This is a genomic window from Photobacterium sp. R1 (assembly GCF_054600795.1).
This window is the reverse complement of the sequence record NZ_BAAHZP010000002.1, coordinates 373,526-391,990: the sequence shown is the minus strand read 5'-3', so window position 1 is coordinate 391,990 and position 18,465 is coordinate 373,526. Positions and strand designations below refer to the sequence as shown.

The following is an 18,465-nucleotide window of genomic DNA, read 5'->3' as shown; positions in this document are numbered from 1 at the left end:
ATCGTTTCAGAATCGGTAAGCCATTCCGAGGGTGTAGAGGGTTTGGGTTTCGTCGTAAAAGTCGATATTTGAAGACTGTTCATCAACCCCGGCCCTGGCGATTATACTGGCATTCCGCCACTGGAAGGGAGCCAGATAGATCATGGCTGCTGACAGACCATAGCGATTATCTTCCCGGGTTTTGGCAAAGATCGGATGCGTATCTTTATAATCCACTTTGGCGGTACTGGCACCCAGCATAAAGATAAAACGCTGAAAACGATGTTTGGCAGACAGTTCAACACCATAGCGATTGTTCGCGACAGCTTGGCCTTCAGCTTTGTCTTTGATGTAATGCAATTTCCAGTCAATGCCGAACCCGCGGTTGAAATCAATGCTCTGACTGAGTGCGGTGTAATACAGATCTCCCTCGCGCTTTAATGCTTCCTGCGTGGCAGCATCATACGCCGATCCGCTTTGCTCGTTCTCGACCCGGCGCTTTCCGCCTGCAAACTCAAACGACACATTGCTGCCGCCGATATGGTTGTACTCGAACACGCCTCCCCGAATCGTCCGGTCGGTTTCAGTTCGGGGAGAACCGGTCAGGAATGGATCTTCCCAGACTTCGTTCTCCAGAAAACCCGGAATGACACCCAGTCCGATGCTGGAACCATCATTCAGGTAATAATTGACGCCAGCCTGCAGGTAGAAACTGCTGGCCATACCGCCCAGCGCGGTCTTGAAGTAGAGGGCGGTGGCAGGAGACAGGCCCAATTTCAGATCCCACATGGGCAAAGGCAGTGTCTTTTCTTCTTTCGTACCCGAATCATTCAGTGAGTTCAGCACGGAGGGCTGTTCTGTGCTCAGGTTGGAGTCGTTTTGCATCCAGGTGAGGTGGAGACTGACATTGCCTGAGAATCCAGGCTGGACTGCTTGCTTTGCTGAAGCCGAAAATGCAGCCAGCGCTCCCAGCATGAGCGCTGCCTGACAAAATGTACGTTGCATCGTCACTTCCTGTGATAAGTCTCAGTGATTGTTACTTATTTTTTTTCGTTTTTTGGGCTTTTTCATTTTGTACAGATCAAGCCGACGGTGCTTTAGGTTAGTGACAGAGCCTTCGTTATGCAATAGTTTTAGCTTGGACAGATCAACATCTGCGAAGATAATCATCTCAGTGTTCGCATCGGCTTCCGTAATGATGGCATCGTGGGGGAAATAGACGTCAGAAGGGGAAAATACTGCTGACTGTGCATACTGGATGTCGACATTGTCGACCCGGGGCAGGTTACCCACACTACCGCCCAGCGCCACGTAACACTCGTTTTCGATCGCTCTGGCCTGACCGCAGATTCGCACGCGCAGATAACCGTTTTTGGTATCCGTCCAAAAGGGAACGAACAGAATCTGTACACCCTGATCCGCCAGAAGCCGGCCCAGTTCAGGGAACTCTACGTCGTAGCAAATCAGGATACCGATCCGTCCGGCATCAGTTTCAAAGACTTTGACTTTATCGCCCCCGTCAATCACCCAGTCTCTGACTTCATGCGGAGTAATATGGATTTTATACTGCTCATCAATATCTCCGTCCCGGTGCAGCAGATAGGAGATGTTGTAGAGCTTGTCGTTTTTCAGACAGGGCATACTGCCTGCAATGATGTTGATGTTATAGGTGACAGCCAGTTGTGAAAACCGGTGTCGAATTTCATCCGAAAACTGACTGAGGAAACGAATGGCCTCGACAGAATCTTTGTCTCTAGCCAGTCCCATGAGCGGTGCATTAAAAAACTCCGGGAACAGGGCGAAATCCGATTGGTATTTCGACAGCGAAGACACAAAAAATTCAGCCTGATTCATCAGGTCGTCGACCGAAACGACCCGACGCATGTGCCACTGCACAATCCCCAGGCGGATCAGTGTTTTTTCCGTCTGATGCACGGAGATATCTTCTTCGTAGAAGATATTGTCCCACTCCAGCAACGTTGCATAGCCTCTGGACTTGGCATCTTCCGGAAGATAACGGTTCATCAGACGTTTGACATCAAAATCATTCGCCAGCTGAAAAGAGAGGATGGGATCGTGAATTTCCCGCCGTTTTACTTTCTCAATATATTCAGAAACGGGCATATCATCTGAATATTTGTGGTATCCGGGAATGCGGCCGCCCGCCAGAATTGCTTTCAGGTTATTGGCCCTGCACAGTTCTTTCCGGGCTTCATATAAACGACGTCCTAATCTCAGTCCCCGGTAATCCGGGTGCACAAACACATCCAGTCCGTATAAAGCATCACCATTGGGGTTGTGGCAGGCCACATCGTTGGCATCCACAATATCGAGGTACGTATGATTGAGTGAATAGCGGTTATAACTGACTTTGATTGTCAGGGCGGCGGCAATCAGCCTGCCTTTGTCTTCAATACAGATTTGCCCGTCAGGAAACTGTTTGATGAGTTGCTGAATGGTGGACTTGGGCCAGGCACCCCCGACATCCGGAAAGACCAGATCCATGAGTGTCGCCAGCTCTTTGTAGTCGGTGAGCTCTATCGGACGAAGGTTCAGTAATGTTGTATTATTCTCTTCCATAACTGATTGTTTTTCATTGTTGAAACCAATGCTATAAAGTATGGAACAATCATTGCGATTCGCCAGAAAACACATGATTGACACAATCTGAACAGAGTTTGATTGATCGACCTGGTTCATTCGATCAGACTTTTACTGATGACATAAGGCTTGGAGGAAATATGAAAGCCCGTATGATTCAACGTTACGCTTCTGTCGCTGCATTCTTCTTGTTCCTGGGATTGGCTCCGGTCTCAGTGAGTGCCGCTGAGCAAGAGAAAGAAAAAGCAACCACGTCTGCCGAAGAAATCAGCCAGGAAACCCAGCAATTGCTGTCGTCGCTGAAAGACTATTCGATTGAGCAGAAAGATGAAGCCATGAAGGCGACCAAAGACGGTCTGGACACGCTGGACGCGCATATTGAAGAGCTTCAGGCCAAAATTGATAAAGACTGGGACAACATGGATCAGGCGGCGCGGGAAAAAGCGCGCAACAGCCTGAAAGTGATGCAGGAACAGCGTGTGAAGCTTGCCGAATGGTATGGCAGCATGAAAAGCAGTTCTGCCGGGGCATGGGAACATGTCAAAGAAGGTTTTTCAGGCGCTTACGACAGCCTGAGTGAAGCCTGGCAGAAAGCCAGTGAAGAGTTCAGTGACGAAGAAGAGAAAGAGTAGTCTCGGCCCCTCCTACGTGAAAAATCGCCCCTGATTCCTGAACAATGAGCCAGGGGCGGCTTGCCTGAAAATCATTTCAACGGCTTGTTCTGAAAGCGGGCGGTACCTCCAGATACTGCACATGCTCAATGAACGCCTTCATTCTTGCCGACAGCATGGTCCGGTCCCGGTACATCATCCAAATCGACTTTGCTTCACCAGCCCAGTCCGGTAACAGGCGGGTCAGACCTGCCCGGGTTAACGCATCGGTTTCGAAGTAGTAAGCGGGCATCCAGGTGATGCCCAGACCTTCTGCTGCTGCGTCGCGGGCAACATGGATGTCGTTCACGGTCAGGGCTGTTTCTTCAAGCGGCAGGTTGAAGCGTTCACAGCTTTTGCCGTTTGTCATCAACCACGAGGGAGTATGACCGGCCGCGATCAGCTTATGGCTGCTTAATTGCCGAGGATGCAGAATGGGATCGTGCTGACTTAAATACATTTGCGACGCACAAAGCACAAAAGGGGTTTGCCACAGCTTCTTCGCAATCCATTCACTGTCTGCCAGTTCACCAGCCCTGAAGGCCACATCAAATTCTTTCATCACCAGATTTTCGAGCTCATTGCTGAGGACCAGTTCCAGCTGGACTTCAGGATAACGCTTCATAAAGTCGTAAAAACAGCGTTTGAGCCATTCCTGTGTCATGTTGACTGGCGCTGTGATGCGAATTTTACCGGTTAACCTTTGTTTCTGATGGTCTGTCTGAACCTGTGCCTGTTCCAGTTCATGGATCAGCGGCTGACAGAGCGAAAAATAAGTTTTGCCTTCTTTGGTCAGCGAAAAATAGTGCGCGCTGCGGTTCAGTAAGCGGCACTGGAGCTGAGTTTCAAGGTTTTTGATCCTGCGGCTGAGTGTTGCCAGCGGAATGCCTGTGATCTCGGCCGCCTGAGTCAGGCTCTGGCAGGCAGCGGCTTTGACGAACAGCCGCATGTCATCCAGGGAATAATTACTTCTCATATATGGGATTAAACTTCCGAATAATCACCATTAACTACCATATGTGAAATCGATAATCTACGCCAACCCTGAACTGATGTGGATAAATACAGATGCAATCTCAAACTTTTGCCTGGCTGATGGTGTTTTCAGCTGTCTTTCTGTGGGGCAGTAATTTTCATGCGATCACCGGGCTGAATCATTCCCCGACGCCGCTCAGTGCCGCCGCTTTTCGTTTTCTGCTGGCCGCGGCCATTCTTTTATTGTTGCGTGCCTTCCGGAAAAAGCCGGAGTCGGTTCTGACGTTCAATCAGCAGCTCAAACTCATTATTCTGGGAGGGATTGGCGTTTTCATTTTTAATTCAGCCATGTTTATTGGCCTGACGATGACGAGTGCGTTGAATGGCGCACTGATTATGGGGGCAACCCCGGCTGTCGGATTAATTCTGTCTCGGTTGGTTTTTGGCAGTCGTATCCGAAACTGGCAGTGGTTTGGATTACTCATTGGCTTTATCGGTGTGTATCTGGTTGTGACTAAGGGGCAGGTTCTGGGTGTCGTGTTATCCGCAGGGGATAGTTTCATTGCTATCTCATGTATGTCGGGCTGTTTATTTACCGTACTGGTGAAGCGATGGCTGCCGGAAGTTCCGGCGGGGCAACTGACACGATGGACGATCACCTCAGGCGCGCTGATGATAGGCGTATTTGCCTGGCTCAGAGAAGATGTGGTGTCACAGGTGATGCAGTTAAATATTCAGTCCGGCTTGTTGCTGGTGTATATGGCGGTGGCAGGGACGGTGATGGCTTACTACAGCTGGCTTCACGGGAATCTGTGTCTGGGGCCGGAGAAAACCACACTGGCGTTTAATCTGGTTCCTGTTTGTACTTTGCTGATTGGCATGGCACTGGGACAGTTCCCGGCCCCCGTGCAGGTGCTGGGCATGGTGACGGTGCTTGTCGGGATGTTGTTTACTTCACTGGTGCCGTTTATCCGTCAGAAGGGGCAGACGGCTTAAGTGAGAAAACGATAGTCAATCAAAGGGGACAGACCGCATTGCAAACGGCCTGTCCCCGAACTTTCCTCAGGAAACCCGGGCATCAGGCTCATTTGCCTGCTTCAACATGCCTGCGGTTTCAATAAATTCAATAATCGTTTCCAGCCCCTGTTTTTCTTTCAGATTGGTAAATACATAGGGCTTATTCGGACGCATCCGCTGTGTGTCTGCTTCCATGACTTCAAGCGATGCGCCGACATAAGGGGCAAGGTCAATTTTGTTGATCACCAGCAGATCTGAACGGGTGATCCCTGGACCGCCTTTTCTGGGAATTTTTTCACCCTCGGCCACATCAATGACGTAGATGGTCAGATCGGCCAGCTCCGGGCTGAAGGTAGCACTCAGGTTGTCACCGCCGCTTTCGACAAAAACCACGTCCAGATTTTTGTGTCTTTTGGCCAATTCTTCTACCGCGGCCAGATTCATCGAGGCATCTTCACGAATGGCTGTATGGGGGCAGCCGCCGGTCTCAACGCCTAGAATACGGTCGGCATCCAGCGCTTCAGCCCGGGTCAGGATTTTTGCATCTTCCTGGGTGTAAATGTCATTGGTGACGACCGCAATGTTGTAGATATCGCGAATCGCCTTACACAGGACCTCCAGCAGTGCGGTTTTACCTGAACCGACCGGACCGCCGATACCAATGCGCAAAGGTTGTTTGTAATCCATGTTCTCGTCTCCTCAGGAACGGAATAAGCGTGTGTATTGGGTTTCATGCTGACTGGAAGCAATCGCCTGTGCCGGTGCGAAGCTGCAGACGGCGTCATCCGGAATCAGGGCGGATCGGGCAACAGCATCGGTCAGCACCGTCGCGAGATCGAGCAACAGTTGCTGACCGGCAGTCTGGCCGAGCGGAATCAGTTTGACGCCTGCCATGGTGGTATTTTCCAGCCAGCTCCACAGATATCCCCGGCAGAGGGCGTCTATCTCAATGCCCCAGTGTGTGGCTGCCAGTGCAAAGCCGGAAAGCTGATTGTCTTCCACCAGTCCCGCATGCGTTGGCAACGGAATGTCCAGTTGTTGCAGCAGGGTGGCCGTTGCCTTTCCTCGCTGTTTTTCTTCCAGTCTCAGTTCTCTGGTTTCCCGGCTGGCATACAACCATTGATTCCAGCGGGCGACTTCCGGCAGGTCCTCCGATTTCCAGGCCCGATAAAGTCGCCTGAGCACGGGGAGTTCGAGTGTCACCAGACTTTGATTGAGTATGTCTTTCAGCCAGTCCCCCAGCGAGGTTTTGTCAGAGACCCAGCCGTGTTCAACTGCCCACTCCAGCCCTTGCGAATAAGTAAAAGCGCCAATCGGCAGGGAAGGGCTGATGAGCTGAAAAAGCCGGAACTCGGCCGTTGGATCGTGCATCTTCACGAAGCCAGTGCCAGCATCACGCCACTGAATGCCAGGACCGGGCTCAGCCAGCGTGCCGGGACTGCACGACCGATCAGGTGCCCGGTGATGAGCAGACCGGTGGCGCTGACCAGCATTCCCGGTGCGAAAGCCAATAACGCGGATGCCGGTGCTTCAACCCCATGCGCCCAGCCGTGCGCCAGTAACATCACCACCGAGAGGATTGCACCGACGGTTGCCAGATGGCTGCGTCCGGAAGCTTTGAATCCCAGTGCGGCGGCGGCCACAAACACTGACCCCAGAATCAGGCTCTCCATCCCGGTAAAAGCCCCGGTCAGGGCGCCGAATGACAGGCCAAGCAGAATACTCATCAGCGCGCTGACGATCAGGGAAAGCTGTTTCTTCAGTCCCGGCGTTTGAGCCGAAATGAAACCGACCCCGAGCAGCATGGCGAGATGATCCAATCCGGTGAGGGGATGTGTCACGCCCGCCATGAAAGAATCAACGATGGCGCCGGTTTCCTGACCGTGGCCGACATGGGCGAAAGCAGGGGCTGTCAGTAAGGCGCCAAGAGTAAAAATGACAAGACGGTGATGATTTGAAAGCTGGCTCATGTGAAGTTCCTTTTCTGATTTTGGTTGTGTTGAACAAGGTGCTGCGGGCAGCGCAATTTAGTGTTCGTGTTCAGGGTGGTGATGATGGCTGTGGCCACCGTGCTGGCCGCCATAAGCACCGGATTCCGGCTCAAACGGTGCCTGTTCTACCGTGACGGTGCCGCCAAGGCCATGAACCATGTCATCCAGCACATGATCATGCTGATACCGCAGCCAGCCCGGCTGGATTTGCAGCGGAACATGCCGGTTGCCCAGGTGATAACACAGGCGTGCCAGCAGGTGAGGGTCGGCGCAGTACACGGTCGAGACCGACTCCGGCGCTGCGAGGACAGTCACCGCAATCCCGTTGTCATTGGTAAGCAAATCACCGTCACGGAGAATGTAGCCGCGGGGCAGGAAGAGTCCGGCGTCTCGGCCATCATCCAGCGTGACTTTCAGACGGCTTTTAATCCGGGCATCTATCGGCAGACTCAGCGTCACATCAAAGTGGCTGTCCGGCCGTTCAGCAGCCGGGATGAAGCGGGTTAATTCAATCATGGTTGCATCCTGCAATGTTTATCAGAGGAAGAGGAGTCAGAATAAGAAATAGCGTTGTGCCATCGGTAATTCGGTGGCGGGTTCACACACCAGTAATTCGCCATCAGCGCGGACCTGATACGTCTGGGAATCGACCTCAATCTTCGGCAGCCAGTCGTTGAGTTTCATGTCTGCTTTACGGAGGGTGCGGCAGCCTTTGACCACGCCAATCTTGCTTTGCAGCCCCAGTGAATGTGCGACGCCTTCTTTATAGGCTTGCTGAGACAGGAACAGCATGGACGTCTGCTGGCTGGCTTTGCCGAAGCTGCCGAACATCGGGCGGTAATGTACGGGCTGAGGTGTCGGGATGGAGGCGTTGGGATCGCCCATTGGTGCGGCGGCAATCATTCCGCCTTTGAGAATGGCGCTTGGCTTGATGCCGAAAAATGCCGGTTTCCAGAGCACGAGATCCGCTAGCTTGCCGACTTCCACCGAGCCGACTTCATGGCTGATGCCATGCGTAATGGCTGGGTTGATGGTGTATTTGGCAATGTAGCGTTTCAGGCGAAAGTTATCATGCTGCGCGGGATCTTCTTTCAGGCTGCCGCGCTGGACTTTCATCTTATGGGCGGTCTGCCAGGTGCGGGTGATCACTTCGCCCACACGCCCCATAGCTTGTGAGTCGGAAGAAATCATCGAAAAGGCGCCCAGATCATGCAGGATATCTTCGGCTGCAATGGTTTCCCGGCGGATACGGGACTCCGCAAAGGCGACATCTTCCGCAATCGACGGATTGAGATGATGACACACCATCAGCATGTCGAGGTGCTCATCTACGGTGTTGATGGTGTAAGGCCGGGTCGGATTCGTTGAGGAAGGCAGCACGTTGGCAATCCCGGCCGCACGGATGATATCGGGCGCATGACCACCGCCGGCCCCTTCGGTGTGGTAGGTGTGAATGACACGATCGCCGATTGCAGCCAGCGTGGATTCCACAAAGCCGGACTCATTCAGGGTATCGGTATGAATCGCGACCTGCACATCGGTTTGTTCAGCCACGCTCAGACAGCAGTCGATGGATGCAGGTGTGGTGCCCCAGTCTTCGTGCAGTTTGAGACCGATTGCGCCTGCGGCGACTTGCTCGTGCAGTGCTTCCGGCAGACTGCCGTTTCCTTTGCCCAGCAGGCCAAAATTCATGGGAAAGCTGTCCAGAGATTCCAGCATCCGGTGGATGTTCCACGGACCCGGGGTACAGGTGGTCGCATTGGTGCCGGTTGCAGGGCCGGTTCCGCCGCCAATCATGGTCGTGATGCCGGACATCAGCGCTTCTTCAATTTGCTGGGGGCAGATGAAGTGAATATGCGCATCTATGCCCCCGGCCGTCAGGATCTGGCCTTCACCGGCAATGATTTCTGTGCCGGGGCCGATGATGATATCGACATTGGGCTGAATATCCGGGTTTCCGGCTTTGCCGATGGCCTGAATCCGGCCATGTTTGACGGCGATATCGGCTTTGACGATTCCCCAGTAGTCGAGAATCACGGCATTGGTGATCACCAGATCCGGAGTCTGCGAGGACGGGCGCTGGCTCTGGCCCATGCCGTCACGGATCACCTTACCCCCGCCAAATTTCACTTCATCACCGTAAACGGTGAAGTCTTTTTCGACTTCCAGCCACAGTTCAGTATCTGCGAGCCGCAGTTTGTCACCTGTTGTCGGGCCGAACATCTCCCCGTAAGCTTGTCGGGACATCCTTGCCATATTCAGTTCTCTCCCTGCGGTTTATTGGACACTTCAACGGACGTGGCAGTATCCAGCTCACCCATGACTTTGCCCTGAAAACCAAACACTTTGCGATGACCGGCAAAAGCAACCAGCTCTACAGTGCGGCGCTGACCCGGTTCAAAGCGTACAGCTGTTCCGGCGGCGATATTGAGACGAAATCCCCGGGCTGTTTCCCGATCAAACTGCAGGGATTCATTTGCTTCGTAAAAATGGTAGTGCGAGCCGATTTGTACCGGACGATCGCCGAGATTGGCGACGCTGATGGTGCAGGTTTCCCGCCCGGCATTGAGGGTGATTTCACCTGCTGCAGTCCGGAGTTCACCGGGGATCAGAGGTGTTGTCGTTGGGTGTCTGTCCTTCGTCATGATGGTGCCTGTCCTGAAAATAGTCCTGAGAAAATGTGGCTTAAACAATCGGCTCGTGAACGGTGACCAGCTTGGTGCCGTCCGGAAACGTGGCTTCGACCTGCACGTCGTGGATCATGGCGGCGACACCGTCCATGACATCGTCCTGGGTCAGAATGGTGCGTCCGTAATCCATCAGTTCGGCCACGGTTTGGCCTTCACGGGCGCCTTCCAGGATGGCGGCACTGATGAGTGCAACTGCTTCAGGGTAATTCAGCTTCAGCCCTTTGGCTTTACGGCGTTCTGCCAGCAGTCCCGCAGTGAATATCAGTAACTTATCTTTTTCTCTGGGTGTCAGTTCCATTCGATGTCCTTGATTCCATTAAGTGGCCCAGATTCGGGGCGGCAGCGGCCAGGTGCCATACCAGTGCGCACGGGTGTGCTGCCAGATCCGGGTGAACAGTTGGAACAGCGGCTCTGTGCCCTGCGCCAGTGCACGGACGGCGATCAGGCCGTCGATTTCCGTCACGCCTGCGATGGTATTGCTTTGATTCCCGGCCAGTTTCTGTTGATTTAGCAAATCCTGTACCACGGTGAGCAAACCTTCGGTATCTCCGGCTATCAGCAAGGTGGCATTCATGGCGAAATCCCGCAGACTGGCGGCTCTGGCAGGATCGGCGCTTTGTGTCTCGAGGTTCATTCCTTCTGCAAGCATTAAGGTTTCACCAAGAAAAACCCGGCAATTTCCAAAGACATGCCCCACATTGAAGCACTCATTCAGTGCAGGCCGCCCAAAACAGTGCATCTCCCAGCCGATAAAGCGTCCGCCCGGTGCAATGTGAATATCGGTGCTGAATCTGACCTGTGCTCCGGGAAAATGAATGTTTTCCTGCGGCAGCCATTCCAGCACGGCGTCCGGCGCGACACGGAGTACCTGACGCTGGCGGGCATACGCTCCGGCTGAGCGGTAAAATTTGGTTGCACCAGGGGTGGTCACCAGCGCGTGCGCCCGTTCGCTGACCTGAGCCTGGATGGTGAGCTGATCACCGCCCACGACGCCGCCCGGTGGGTGAAGCAGATAGGTATGGCAAACCGGGCCTTCGGGATAGAGGGGGCGATGCACCGCAAGCGGCCCTTTCTGACTGCGTTCCCTGAGGACGGTCTTATCGCCTCGATCTGCAAAGCCGAGGCGGATCTCTGCCTGCCAGCCCGATTGGTTTTCTGACAATATTGCTGTCCTCGTCAGATTGGCCTCCGAAAGGTGAGTGCTGGCGGTCATACGGTGAGGTACTCCTTGATCTGTGTGTCACTCAGGCTGTCCATCGCGCCGCTGGCGACGTTTCGTCCGCGATCGAGCAGGCAGAAGCGGTCGGCGGTTTTGCGCGCAAAGGGGAGTTTCTGTTCAACTAATAGCACAGTCAGACCCAACTCGTGGTTCAGCTTGCGAATAATGTCGCCTATCTCCTGAACAATATTGGGCTGGATGCCTTCTGTGGGTTCATCCAGCAGCAGGAGTTTCGGATCGAGCACCAGCGCACGGGCGATCGCCAGCTGTTGCTGCTGGCCGCCGGACAGGTCACCGCCCCGGCGATGCCGCATCTCTTTCAGGACCGGGAATAGATCGTTAATAAAGTCCGGAATCTTCCGGTCTCCGCGGGGCCGGACAGGCAGGCCGATTTGCAGGTTTTCTTCCACTGTCAGCAGGGGAAAGATTTGTCGTCCCTGCGGGACATAGCCGATACCCAGCCTGGGACGAGCCTCAACAGGCAGGGGCAGCAGTGCTTTTCCGTGGAAGGTGATCTGTCCGCTCTGGATTTTGTTCAGCCCCATAATGCATTGCAGCAGGGTGGTCTTTCCCACGCCATTGCGACCCATCAGGACCGTGCACTGACCTTCAGGAACAGACAGATTCAGATCCCACAGGGTATGACTTTCGCCATAAAATTGATTTAAGCGGTGTATCTCTAACATCATGCTTCCTTTTGATTCGTCCGGTCACTGGCCCAAATACACTTCACGGACCTTGTTGTTGTTCTGAATCTCGGTCATGTTGCCCTCTGCCAGGACATGCCCCTGATGCAGAACGGTGACTGTGCTGGCGATGGAACGAACGAAGTCCATGTCATGTTCTACGACGATCACAGCGTGCTGACCTGCCAGCGCTGTCAGCAGTTCTGCCGTGCGGTCCATTTCCTGATGCGTCATGCCCGCCACGGGTTCATCAATCAGCAGCAGTCTGGGTTGCTGCATCAGCAGCATGCCAATTTCCAGCCATTGCTTCTGACCGTGAGAAAGATTGCCGGAGATTTGCTGGTGGTGATCCGCCAGAGCTGTCAGTGTCAGCACCTGTTCAATCCGGTCACACTGCTCACCGGACAGACGCGCTCTGAAGGTTTGCCAGACGCTTCGGGGGCCAGCCATCGCCAGTTCCAGATTGGTCCGGACAGACAGGCACTCGAAGACTGTCGGTTTCTGAAATTTGCGTCCGACACCAGCCGAAGCGATGGCCGCTTCATCCATGTTGAGCAGGTTGAGATTGGAACCCAGCCAGACTTGTCCGGTATCAGGGCGGGTTTTCCCTGTGATGATGTCCATCATGGTGGTTTTACCGGCCCCGTTTGGGCCGATGATGCAGCGCAGTTCACCTTCTTTGATGTACAGGTTGAGATCGTCAATTGCTTTGAAACCGTCAAAGGTGACTGAGACGCCTTCGACGTACAACAGCATATTGTGGCGGGTCTGAATGGCCGGATGCTGTTGCGGCTTCAGAAAGCCGAACACTTCATCACGACGGAGGAAAGGCTGAAGCGGATTGTGTGCCAGCAGCCTGTCCAGACGGGAGGTCTCGGTGCCAGGGATGGTGGACATTGTCATGCAGAAACCTCCCGGCGTTGCAGCAGACCGGCCAGCCCTTTGGGCAGGAAAATGGTGGCGAGTACAAACAGGCTGCCAAGGGCAAACAGCCAGACCTCAGGGAACTCGACCGTGAACCAGCTTTTGGCATAGTTGATCAGCAGTGCCCCCGCAACGGCACCATACAGTGTGGCGCGTCCGCCCACGGCAACCCAGACGATGATTTCGATTGAATTCAGCGGTGCAAACTCGCCCGGATTGATAATGCCCGCCTGCGGGACATACAGTGCTCCGGCAATGCCAGCCAGCGCGGCCGAGATCACAAACACCGCCAGTTTGGCATGTTCGACCGGGTAGCCCAGAAAACGGGCCCGGGATTCAGCGTCCCGCACGGCGATGATCAGGCTGCCAAGTCGGCTGGTGATGATAGCGCGACAGAGCAGATAACTCAGGCTCAATGTGAGCACGGACGCAACAAACAGCGCTATCCGGGTTGCGTCGGCCTGTAAATCAAAGCCGAGTAAGTCTTTGAAGTCCGTCAGGCCATTGTTGCCGCCAAAGCCCATTTCATTGCGGAAGAAGGCCAGCATCAGAGCAAACGTTAGGGCCTGTGTCATGATCGACAGATAAACCCCTGAGACCCGCGAGCGAAACGCCAGCCAGCCGAAAACATAGGCCAGCAGGCCGGGTACCAGAACAATCATCAGACAGGTGAAGCCGAAATGATCGAATCCGTGCCAGAACCAGGGCAGTTCATGCCAGTTGAGAAAGACCATGAAATCAGGCAACTCTGGGTTGCCATACACACCGCGATCGCCAATCTGACGCATCAGGTACATGCCCATGGCGTAGCCGCCCAGTGCAAAGAAAGCACCGTGTCCCAGGCTGAGGATCCCCAGATAACCCCAGATGAGATCGACCGCCAGCGCGAGCAGCGCATAGCAAAGATATTTCCCGAGCAGGGAAACCGTGTAGGTTTCCAGATGAAGCGGATGCCCCTGAGGCACCAGCAGATTGAGGACAGGCACGACCATGACGGCAGCCAGCAAGAGGCTCAGAAGCACCTGCCCGCCACGATCCTGCCGGAGGATTGAAGTCAGCATTATGAATCCTTTTGTTAACTCTCGACAGCGCGTCCCCGTTGCGGAAAGAGGCCGCGCGGACGTTTCTGGATGAAGAGAATGATGAAAATCAGCACCAGTATTTTGGCCAGTACGGCACCGGCCCAGGGCTCAAGGACTTTGTTGAAGATCCCAAGGCTCAGCCCGGCCACCAGGGTGCCCCAAAGGTTCCCCACGCCGCCAAAGACCACCACCATGAAGGAATCAATGATGTAGCTCTGGCCCATGTTCGGTCCCACGTTGGTGAGCTGAGACAGCGCGACGCCGGCAATACCGGCGATACCGGCGCCTAAGCCGAAGGTCATGGCGTCGACCCGTTCAGAGCGAACGCCCATTGCCCGCGCCATGGCACGGTTTTGCGAAACGGCCCGGACCTGTAAACCCAGCGCAGTTTTTTTCAGCACGAGCAGGAGGAGGGTAAAAATCAGAAGGCTGAACCCGATGATGATCAGGCGGTTCCAGGTCAGGCTGAGCATGGGCGTGATTTCCAGCATGCCTTGCATGAAATCAGGCGTTGCGACAGAACGGTTCAGCGGTGAAAAAATACTGCGGACCGCTTGCTGTAAGATCAGGCTGATCCCGAATGTTGCGAGCAGGGTTTCCAGCGGCCGTCCATACAGGAAACGGATCACACTCCGTTCAATCGCGACGCCGACCAGTCCGGAGACCATGAAAGCAGCCGGAATCGCCAGCACGAGTGCAGTACCGGGCTGCGATGGCATCAGCTGCTGCATCACATAGGTGGTATAAGCCCCCAGCATGATCAGCTCGCCGTGCGCCATGTTGATCACGCTCATGACGCCAAAGGTGATTGCCAGCCCGATCCCGGCCAGCACAAGGACCGATCCCAGACTCAGCCCGAAATACAGGGTTTCGATGCTGCTGTACAATCGCTGGCGCTGCTCATAGTCGCTTAGTGCCTGCCTGATTTGCTGACGGATGTCGGGATCATCTGTTGTCGGCATGGCCTGCTGTAAACTGAGCTGAGCCGCCGGATGTCCCGCATCGTTCAGGACTTGGATCAGCGTCAGAATCTGTGATTTGTTTTCGGCAGTCACCGGCGTCTGAATATGCTGATGAAACTCACCGATAGCAATGGCCGTCTCTAAGGCACTGTGATTTGCCGGGTCCGTTTCTGTCTCAAGCTGATGCTGCAGGGCTGCAATCAGATCAGGCTCCGTTTTTCCGGTCAGTGCTTTCACCGCCTTCAGGCGGACAGACGGATCCGCTGCGCTGATGTCCAGCGTCGACAGCCGTCTTTGAATCAGGGTTCGCAGGCTGTTGTTGATCGTGACTTTTTTGTAATCCCGTTTGTTTGCTGAGTGCCGAGGCACGGACCCTTCAGAGTTTAAGGTCAGAATGGCGTCACCCTGAAGTAACACTAAAGTGCCTGTCCCTTTCTGATAGGCGAGCTCCCGGTCCAGCAGTCCTTGCAGAATCGGTTTGGTTTGCGGGTGATGTGCGGATATCAGCCATTCAATGGCTGTCGCTTTCTGCGCAAAGTTACGCTGCGCAAAACTGCGTTCAACATCCTCAAAGCTGTTCACCTCACTGGCGTGTGCTGAGGCGAACAGGCAGAGCAGGCACAACAGGGTGAAACATTTCTGAAAGCATGTCCGCAGAGTCAGTTGTCGCCTGTGCTGTTGCTGTCTGATCATCATTGTCGTCCGTAGGAGGGAAAAGTTACTGCTGGTCCTGAGATCAGAACCAGCAGGGGATATCAGGCCGGTTTATTCTTTGCTGCCTGCACATTTACCCGTCACGACATTGAAGCTGCCGCACGACATCGGTTTTTCCCAACTGGCGAACAGATCTTTGGATCCCGGCAGAAAATCTGACCAGGCGTCTCCGGCGACCACGTCTTTGGTTTCCCACACGGTCACAAACTGGCCGTCATCCTGAATTTCGCCAATCAGGACAGGTTTGGTGATGTGGTGGTTTGGCATCATGGTCGCGTAGCCGCCGGTCAGGTTGGGGACCGTCACCCCGATGATGGCATCCTGAACGGCATCAGCATCTGTGGTACCTGCTTTTTCGACGGCTTTGACCCACATGTTGAATCCCAGATAATGGGCTTCCATCGGATCGTTTGTGACGCGTTTGTCATCTTTGATGAATTTGTGCCACTGTTCAACGAAGTGATGATTCTGCTCGGTGTCGACGCTCATGAAGTAATTCCAAGCGGCCAGGTGACCGACCAGCGCTGAAGTATCCATCCCGGACAGTTCTTCTTCACCGACGGAGAAAGCGACGACAGGAATCTCTGAAGCTTTCACGCCCTGAGCCGCCAGCTCTTTATAAAACGGCACGTTCGCATCACCGTTGATCGTTGAAACGACCGCGGTTTTCTTTCCAGCCCCGCCGAATTTCTTGATGTCAGAAACAATGGACTGCCAGTCGGAATAGCCGAACGGGGTGTAGTTCACCATGATGTCAGTATCGGCGACCCCTTTGCTTTTGAGATAAGCCGTCAGAATTTTATTGGTTGTGCGCGGGTAGACGTAATCGGTCCCTGCCAGCACCCAGCGTTTGACGCCCATGTCATTCATCAGATAATCGACGGCAGGAATTGCCTGTTGGTTCGGGGCAGCACCGGTATAAAACACATTTTTCGACGACTCTTCCCCTTCGTACTGCACCGGGTAAAACAGCAGGCTGTCGAGTTCTTCAAATACGGGCAGGACAGATTTACGGGAAACTGACGTCCAGCAGCCAAACACGACATCCACCTTGTCTTTTTCAATCAGTTCTCTTGCTTTTTCTGCAAATAACGGCCAGTTCGACGCAGGATCGACGACAACAGGCTCCAGCTTTTTACCCAGGATGCCTCCTTTTTTGTTTTGCTCGTCGATCAGCATCAGCATGGTGTCTTTTAAGGTGGTTTCGCTGATTGCCATGGTGCCGGAGAGGGAGTGGAGAATGCCGATTTTAATCGTCTCGGCAGCTAACGCGTTGAATGAAAACATCATTGTGGCTGCGAGGGCCGCCCATTTCAGTGTCACTGCTTTTTGGACCATGAGGTTGCTCCTTATTGTGTTGTTTGTTTTCACAGAAGCAAGGGGCAGGCCAGATGTAAGGTGTGGTTAGATTTTAAATTTATTGATTGAAAAACAATGTGTTATGCGGTCGTTCTTTCATGAAGGTGCAGAGAAAACCTGAGTGACGTTCATTTTTAGTGCAGGATGGGTGAAATGCGCGCTGATTTGGTGAGGTCGATCCGAGAAAGCGGGACAGACACTTCAGTGGCATGTCTGCCCCCGTGAGGCGGTTGTACCGGTCAGACGGTGACGACGCGCTTCACTCCGGTAACGGAATAAACTCCGTTTCATCACCGGGCACCAGGGGAAAACCTTGATGATGCCAGTCTTCTTTGGCCTGTTCAATGCGTTCTTTCCGGCTGGAGACGAAGTTCCATTCGATGAATCGCGGGCCGATATTTTCACCGCCGATGATGGCGATCCGGGAGGGTTCGGTTGCCTCGATTTCAACGCCTTCCTGAGGTGAAAGGATGGCCATGCAGTGTTCGGGTAAATCGGTGTCTTTGGCTTTTAAGTGGCCTTGTGCAACATAGACGGCACGTTCATCGGCCATGGGGAGCGTCAGGCGCTGGCCGGGCTCGAGTGCTGCCTCAACATACAGGGTTTCTGCAAAAGTTTTGACCGGGGAAGTGACGCCGAATGCCGTCCCCATCATGACTCGAACCGGGACGCCGTGAACGTTCAGGGCAGGAATGTTGTCGTCTGGGTAATGATAAAACGCAGGTTCACATTCTTCGGCTTCAACGGGCAGTGCCAGCCAGAGCTGGAGACCATGCTGGTTATGGTCGACCGAGGTGACTTCATACCGTTCCCGCTCGGAATGCACAATGCCTCGACCGCACACCATGAGGTTGATATCGCCGGGTTTGATGGGTTGTAGGTTGCCCAGAGAGTCCCGATGGAGTATTTCGCCTTCAAACAGATAAGTAACGGTGGCGATGCCAATGTGTGGGTGAGGGCGCACGTTAATGCCTTCGCCCGCAGGGAAGTGTGCCGGGCCCATATGATCGAAGAAGATCCAGGGGCCGACCATTTTTTGTCTGGCGGTTGGCAGCAGGCGACGGACTGAAAATCCGCCCAAATCTTTATCTTTGGGGGTCAGAACAAGCTGAATGGCGCCGCAGGCATCTATGGCGTCACAAGGTTGTTCCACGTCTTTCAATGCATTACTCATGAGCTTCTTCCATGTAACGGTTTGTCATTAAGTATGGAAGAACACAAGAATTTCGCGAGGGATACAAATCAGGCGCCAGTGATGGCGCCTCTTGTCACTTTTGTATTTTATCGGCTGGAAGGGATCAGGCGGCGTACAGTGAATGGTTTTCCACCTTGTTCAGAAATGTTGATGGCTAAAGTGTGCGCGTGTTCGCGATGCGCGTAGACGAATACACGACCGTCAGCTTTCGTTTTGTAGGCTGATTTCTGACTTGGAACTGTCACATCAATATTAGCCTGTGGGACACCATTTTTCTCAACGAAAACCCAGGCACCACCTCGCATTGGTGTGACTTCAACAGATAAGGTGTTCGTTAAATCTGCAAAGGCTGAAGCGGAAAATGTGAACGTACCAGCTAGTAGTGCAGCGATGAATGTTTTCATGATTCTAACTCCTTCAG

Annotated in this window: 20 protein-coding genes; 2 read left to right on the top strand and 18 right to left on the bottom strand. The window is 53.8% G+C overall.

Annotated elements, in window-relative coordinates:
* Positions 1-6: 6 nt before the first annotated feature.
* Together ACYP03_RS04765 and ACYP03_RS04760 are read right to left on the bottom strand one after the other, a co-directional pair.
* Positions 7-984, bottom strand: a complete 978-nt coding sequence (locus ACYP03_RS04765; RefSeq protein WP_459778692.1) for a DUF2860 family protein — start codon at positions 982-984, stop codon at positions 7-9.
* Between the two features lie 21 nt (positions 985-1,005).
* The gene (locus ACYP03_RS04760; protein WP_248142634.1) at positions 1,006-2,559 is read right to left on the bottom strand and encodes a bifunctional GNAT family N-acetyltransferase/carbon-nitrogen hydrolase family protein; all 1,554 of its coding nucleotides are present in this window, start codon (positions 2,557-2,559) and stop codon (positions 1,006-1,008) included.
* A gap of 161 nt (positions 2,560-2,720) precedes the next feature.
* Here ACYP03_RS04760 and ACYP03_RS04755 point away from each other — a divergent pair, with 161 nt between their 5' ends.
* On the top strand, positions 2,721-3,212 hold the full coding sequence (locus ACYP03_RS04755) for a sll1863 family stress response protein (protein WP_459778691.1): 492 nt from the start codon (positions 2,721-2,723) through the stop codon (positions 3,210-3,212).
* Positions 3,213-3,288: 76 nt separating this feature from the next.
* On the opposite strand, the gene ACYP03_RS04750 is transcribed toward ACYP03_RS04755, so the two are convergent.
* Positions 3,289-4,206 carry a LysR family transcriptional regulator gene (locus ACYP03_RS04750; protein WP_459778690.1) on the bottom strand — a complete coding sequence of 306 codons (918 nt, stop codon included), beginning with the start codon at positions 4,204-4,206 and terminating at the stop codon, positions 3,289-3,291.
* Positions 4,207-4,298: 92 nt separating this feature from the next.
* On the opposite strand from ACYP03_RS04750, the gene ACYP03_RS04745 reads away from it, so the two are divergent.
* Positions 4,299-5,201 (top strand): DMT family transporter, encoded by a 903-nt coding sequence (locus ACYP03_RS04745; protein ID WP_459778689.1) that lies wholly within the window; start codon positions 4,299-4,301, stop codon positions 5,199-5,201.
* 66 nt (positions 5,202-5,267) lie between these two features.
* On the opposite strand, the gene ureG is transcribed toward ACYP03_RS04745, so the two are convergent.
* The 15 genes from ureG to ACYP03_RS04670 all read right to left on the bottom strand — a co-directional run bounded on the left by ureG (position 5,268) and on the right by ACYP03_RS04670 (position 18,448).
* Entirely contained in the window at positions 5,268-5,909 is a 642-nt protein-coding gene (gene ureG / locus ACYP03_RS04740) for an urease accessory protein UreG (protein WP_459778688.1), read from the bottom strand.
* Positions 5,910-5,921: 12 nt separating this feature from the next.
* Positions 5,922-6,599, bottom strand: a complete 678-nt coding sequence (locus ACYP03_RS04735; RefSeq protein ID WP_459778687.1) for an urease accessory protein UreF — start codon at positions 6,597-6,599, stop codon at positions 5,922-5,924.
* A complete protein-coding gene (locus ACYP03_RS04730; RefSeq protein ID WP_459778686.1) occupies positions 6,596-7,192 on the bottom strand; it encodes a HupE/UreJ family protein in 597 nt (198 codons plus the stop codon). The genes ACYP03_RS04735 and ACYP03_RS04730 overlap by 4 nt, the downstream gene beginning before the upstream one ends.
* 57 nt (positions 7,193-7,249) lie before the next feature.
* Entirely contained in the window at positions 7,250-7,729 is a 480-nt protein-coding gene (gene ureE, locus ACYP03_RS04725; RefSeq protein WP_248142627.1) for an urease accessory protein UreE, read from the bottom strand.
* A 36-nt stretch (positions 7,730-7,765) separates the two neighbouring features.
* Positions 7,766-9,469 (bottom strand): urease subunit alpha, encoded by a 1,704-nt coding sequence (ureC, locus tag ACYP03_RS04720; protein WP_459778685.1) that lies wholly within the window; start codon positions 9,467-9,469, stop codon positions 7,766-7,768.
* Positions 9,470-9,471: 2 nt separating this feature from the next.
* Positions 9,472-9,858 (bottom strand): urease subunit beta, encoded by a 387-nt coding sequence (locus tag ACYP03_RS04715; RefSeq protein WP_459778684.1) that lies wholly within the window; start codon positions 9,856-9,858, stop codon positions 9,472-9,474.
* A 40-nt stretch (positions 9,859-9,898) separates the two neighbouring features.
* On the bottom strand, positions 9,899-10,201 hold the full coding sequence (ureA, locus tag ACYP03_RS04710) for an urease subunit gamma (protein WP_248142624.1): 303 nt from the start codon (positions 10,199-10,201) through the stop codon (positions 9,899-9,901).
* A gap of 18 nt (positions 10,202-10,219) precedes the next feature.
* Positions 10,220-11,065 (bottom strand): urease accessory protein UreD, encoded by an 846-nt coding sequence (locus ACYP03_RS04705; RefSeq protein ID WP_459778683.1) that lies wholly within the window; start codon positions 11,063-11,065, stop codon positions 10,220-10,222.
* Between the two features lie 47 nt (positions 11,066-11,112).
* Entirely contained in the window at positions 11,113-11,808 is a 696-nt protein-coding gene (urtE, locus tag ACYP03_RS04700) for an urea ABC transporter ATP-binding subunit UrtE (RefSeq protein WP_459778682.1), read from the bottom strand.
* 24 nt (positions 11,809-11,832) lie between these two features.
* Positions 11,833-12,705: an urea ABC transporter ATP-binding protein UrtD gene (gene urtD / locus ACYP03_RS04695; RefSeq protein WP_459778823.1), complete on the bottom strand. Its 873-nt coding sequence runs from the start codon at positions 12,703-12,705 to the stop codon at positions 11,833-11,835.
* Positions 12,706-12,707: 2 nt separating this feature from the next.
* The gene (gene urtC / locus ACYP03_RS04690) at positions 12,708-13,724 is read right to left on the bottom strand and encodes an urea ABC transporter permease subunit UrtC (RefSeq protein ID WP_459778822.1); all 1,017 of its coding nucleotides are present in this window, start codon (positions 13,722-13,724) and stop codon (positions 12,708-12,710) included.
* Positions 13,725-13,807: 83 nt separating this feature from the next.
* Positions 13,808-15,469, bottom strand: coding sequence for an urea ABC transporter permease subunit UrtB (gene urtB / locus ACYP03_RS04685; protein ID WP_459778681.1), 1,662 nt, complete (start codon positions 15,467-15,469; stop codon positions 13,808-13,810).
* Positions 15,470-15,541: 72 nt separating this feature from the next.
* Complete coding sequence (gene urtA / locus ACYP03_RS04680) at positions 15,542-16,828, bottom strand: urea ABC transporter substrate-binding protein (protein ID WP_442957584.1); 1,287 nt, start codon at positions 16,826-16,828, stop codon at positions 15,542-15,544.
* Between the two features lie 280 nt (positions 16,829-17,108).
* On the bottom strand, positions 17,109-18,023 hold the full coding sequence (locus ACYP03_RS04675; RefSeq protein WP_459778680.1) for a pirin family protein: 915 nt from the start codon (positions 18,021-18,023) through the stop codon (positions 17,109-17,111).
* Between the two features lie 107 nt (positions 18,024-18,130).
* Positions 18,131-18,448, bottom strand: a complete 318-nt coding sequence (locus ACYP03_RS04670) for a hypothetical protein (protein ID WP_330961163.1) — start codon at positions 18,446-18,448, stop codon at positions 18,131-18,133.
* Positions 18,449-18,465 lie beyond the last annotated feature (17 nt).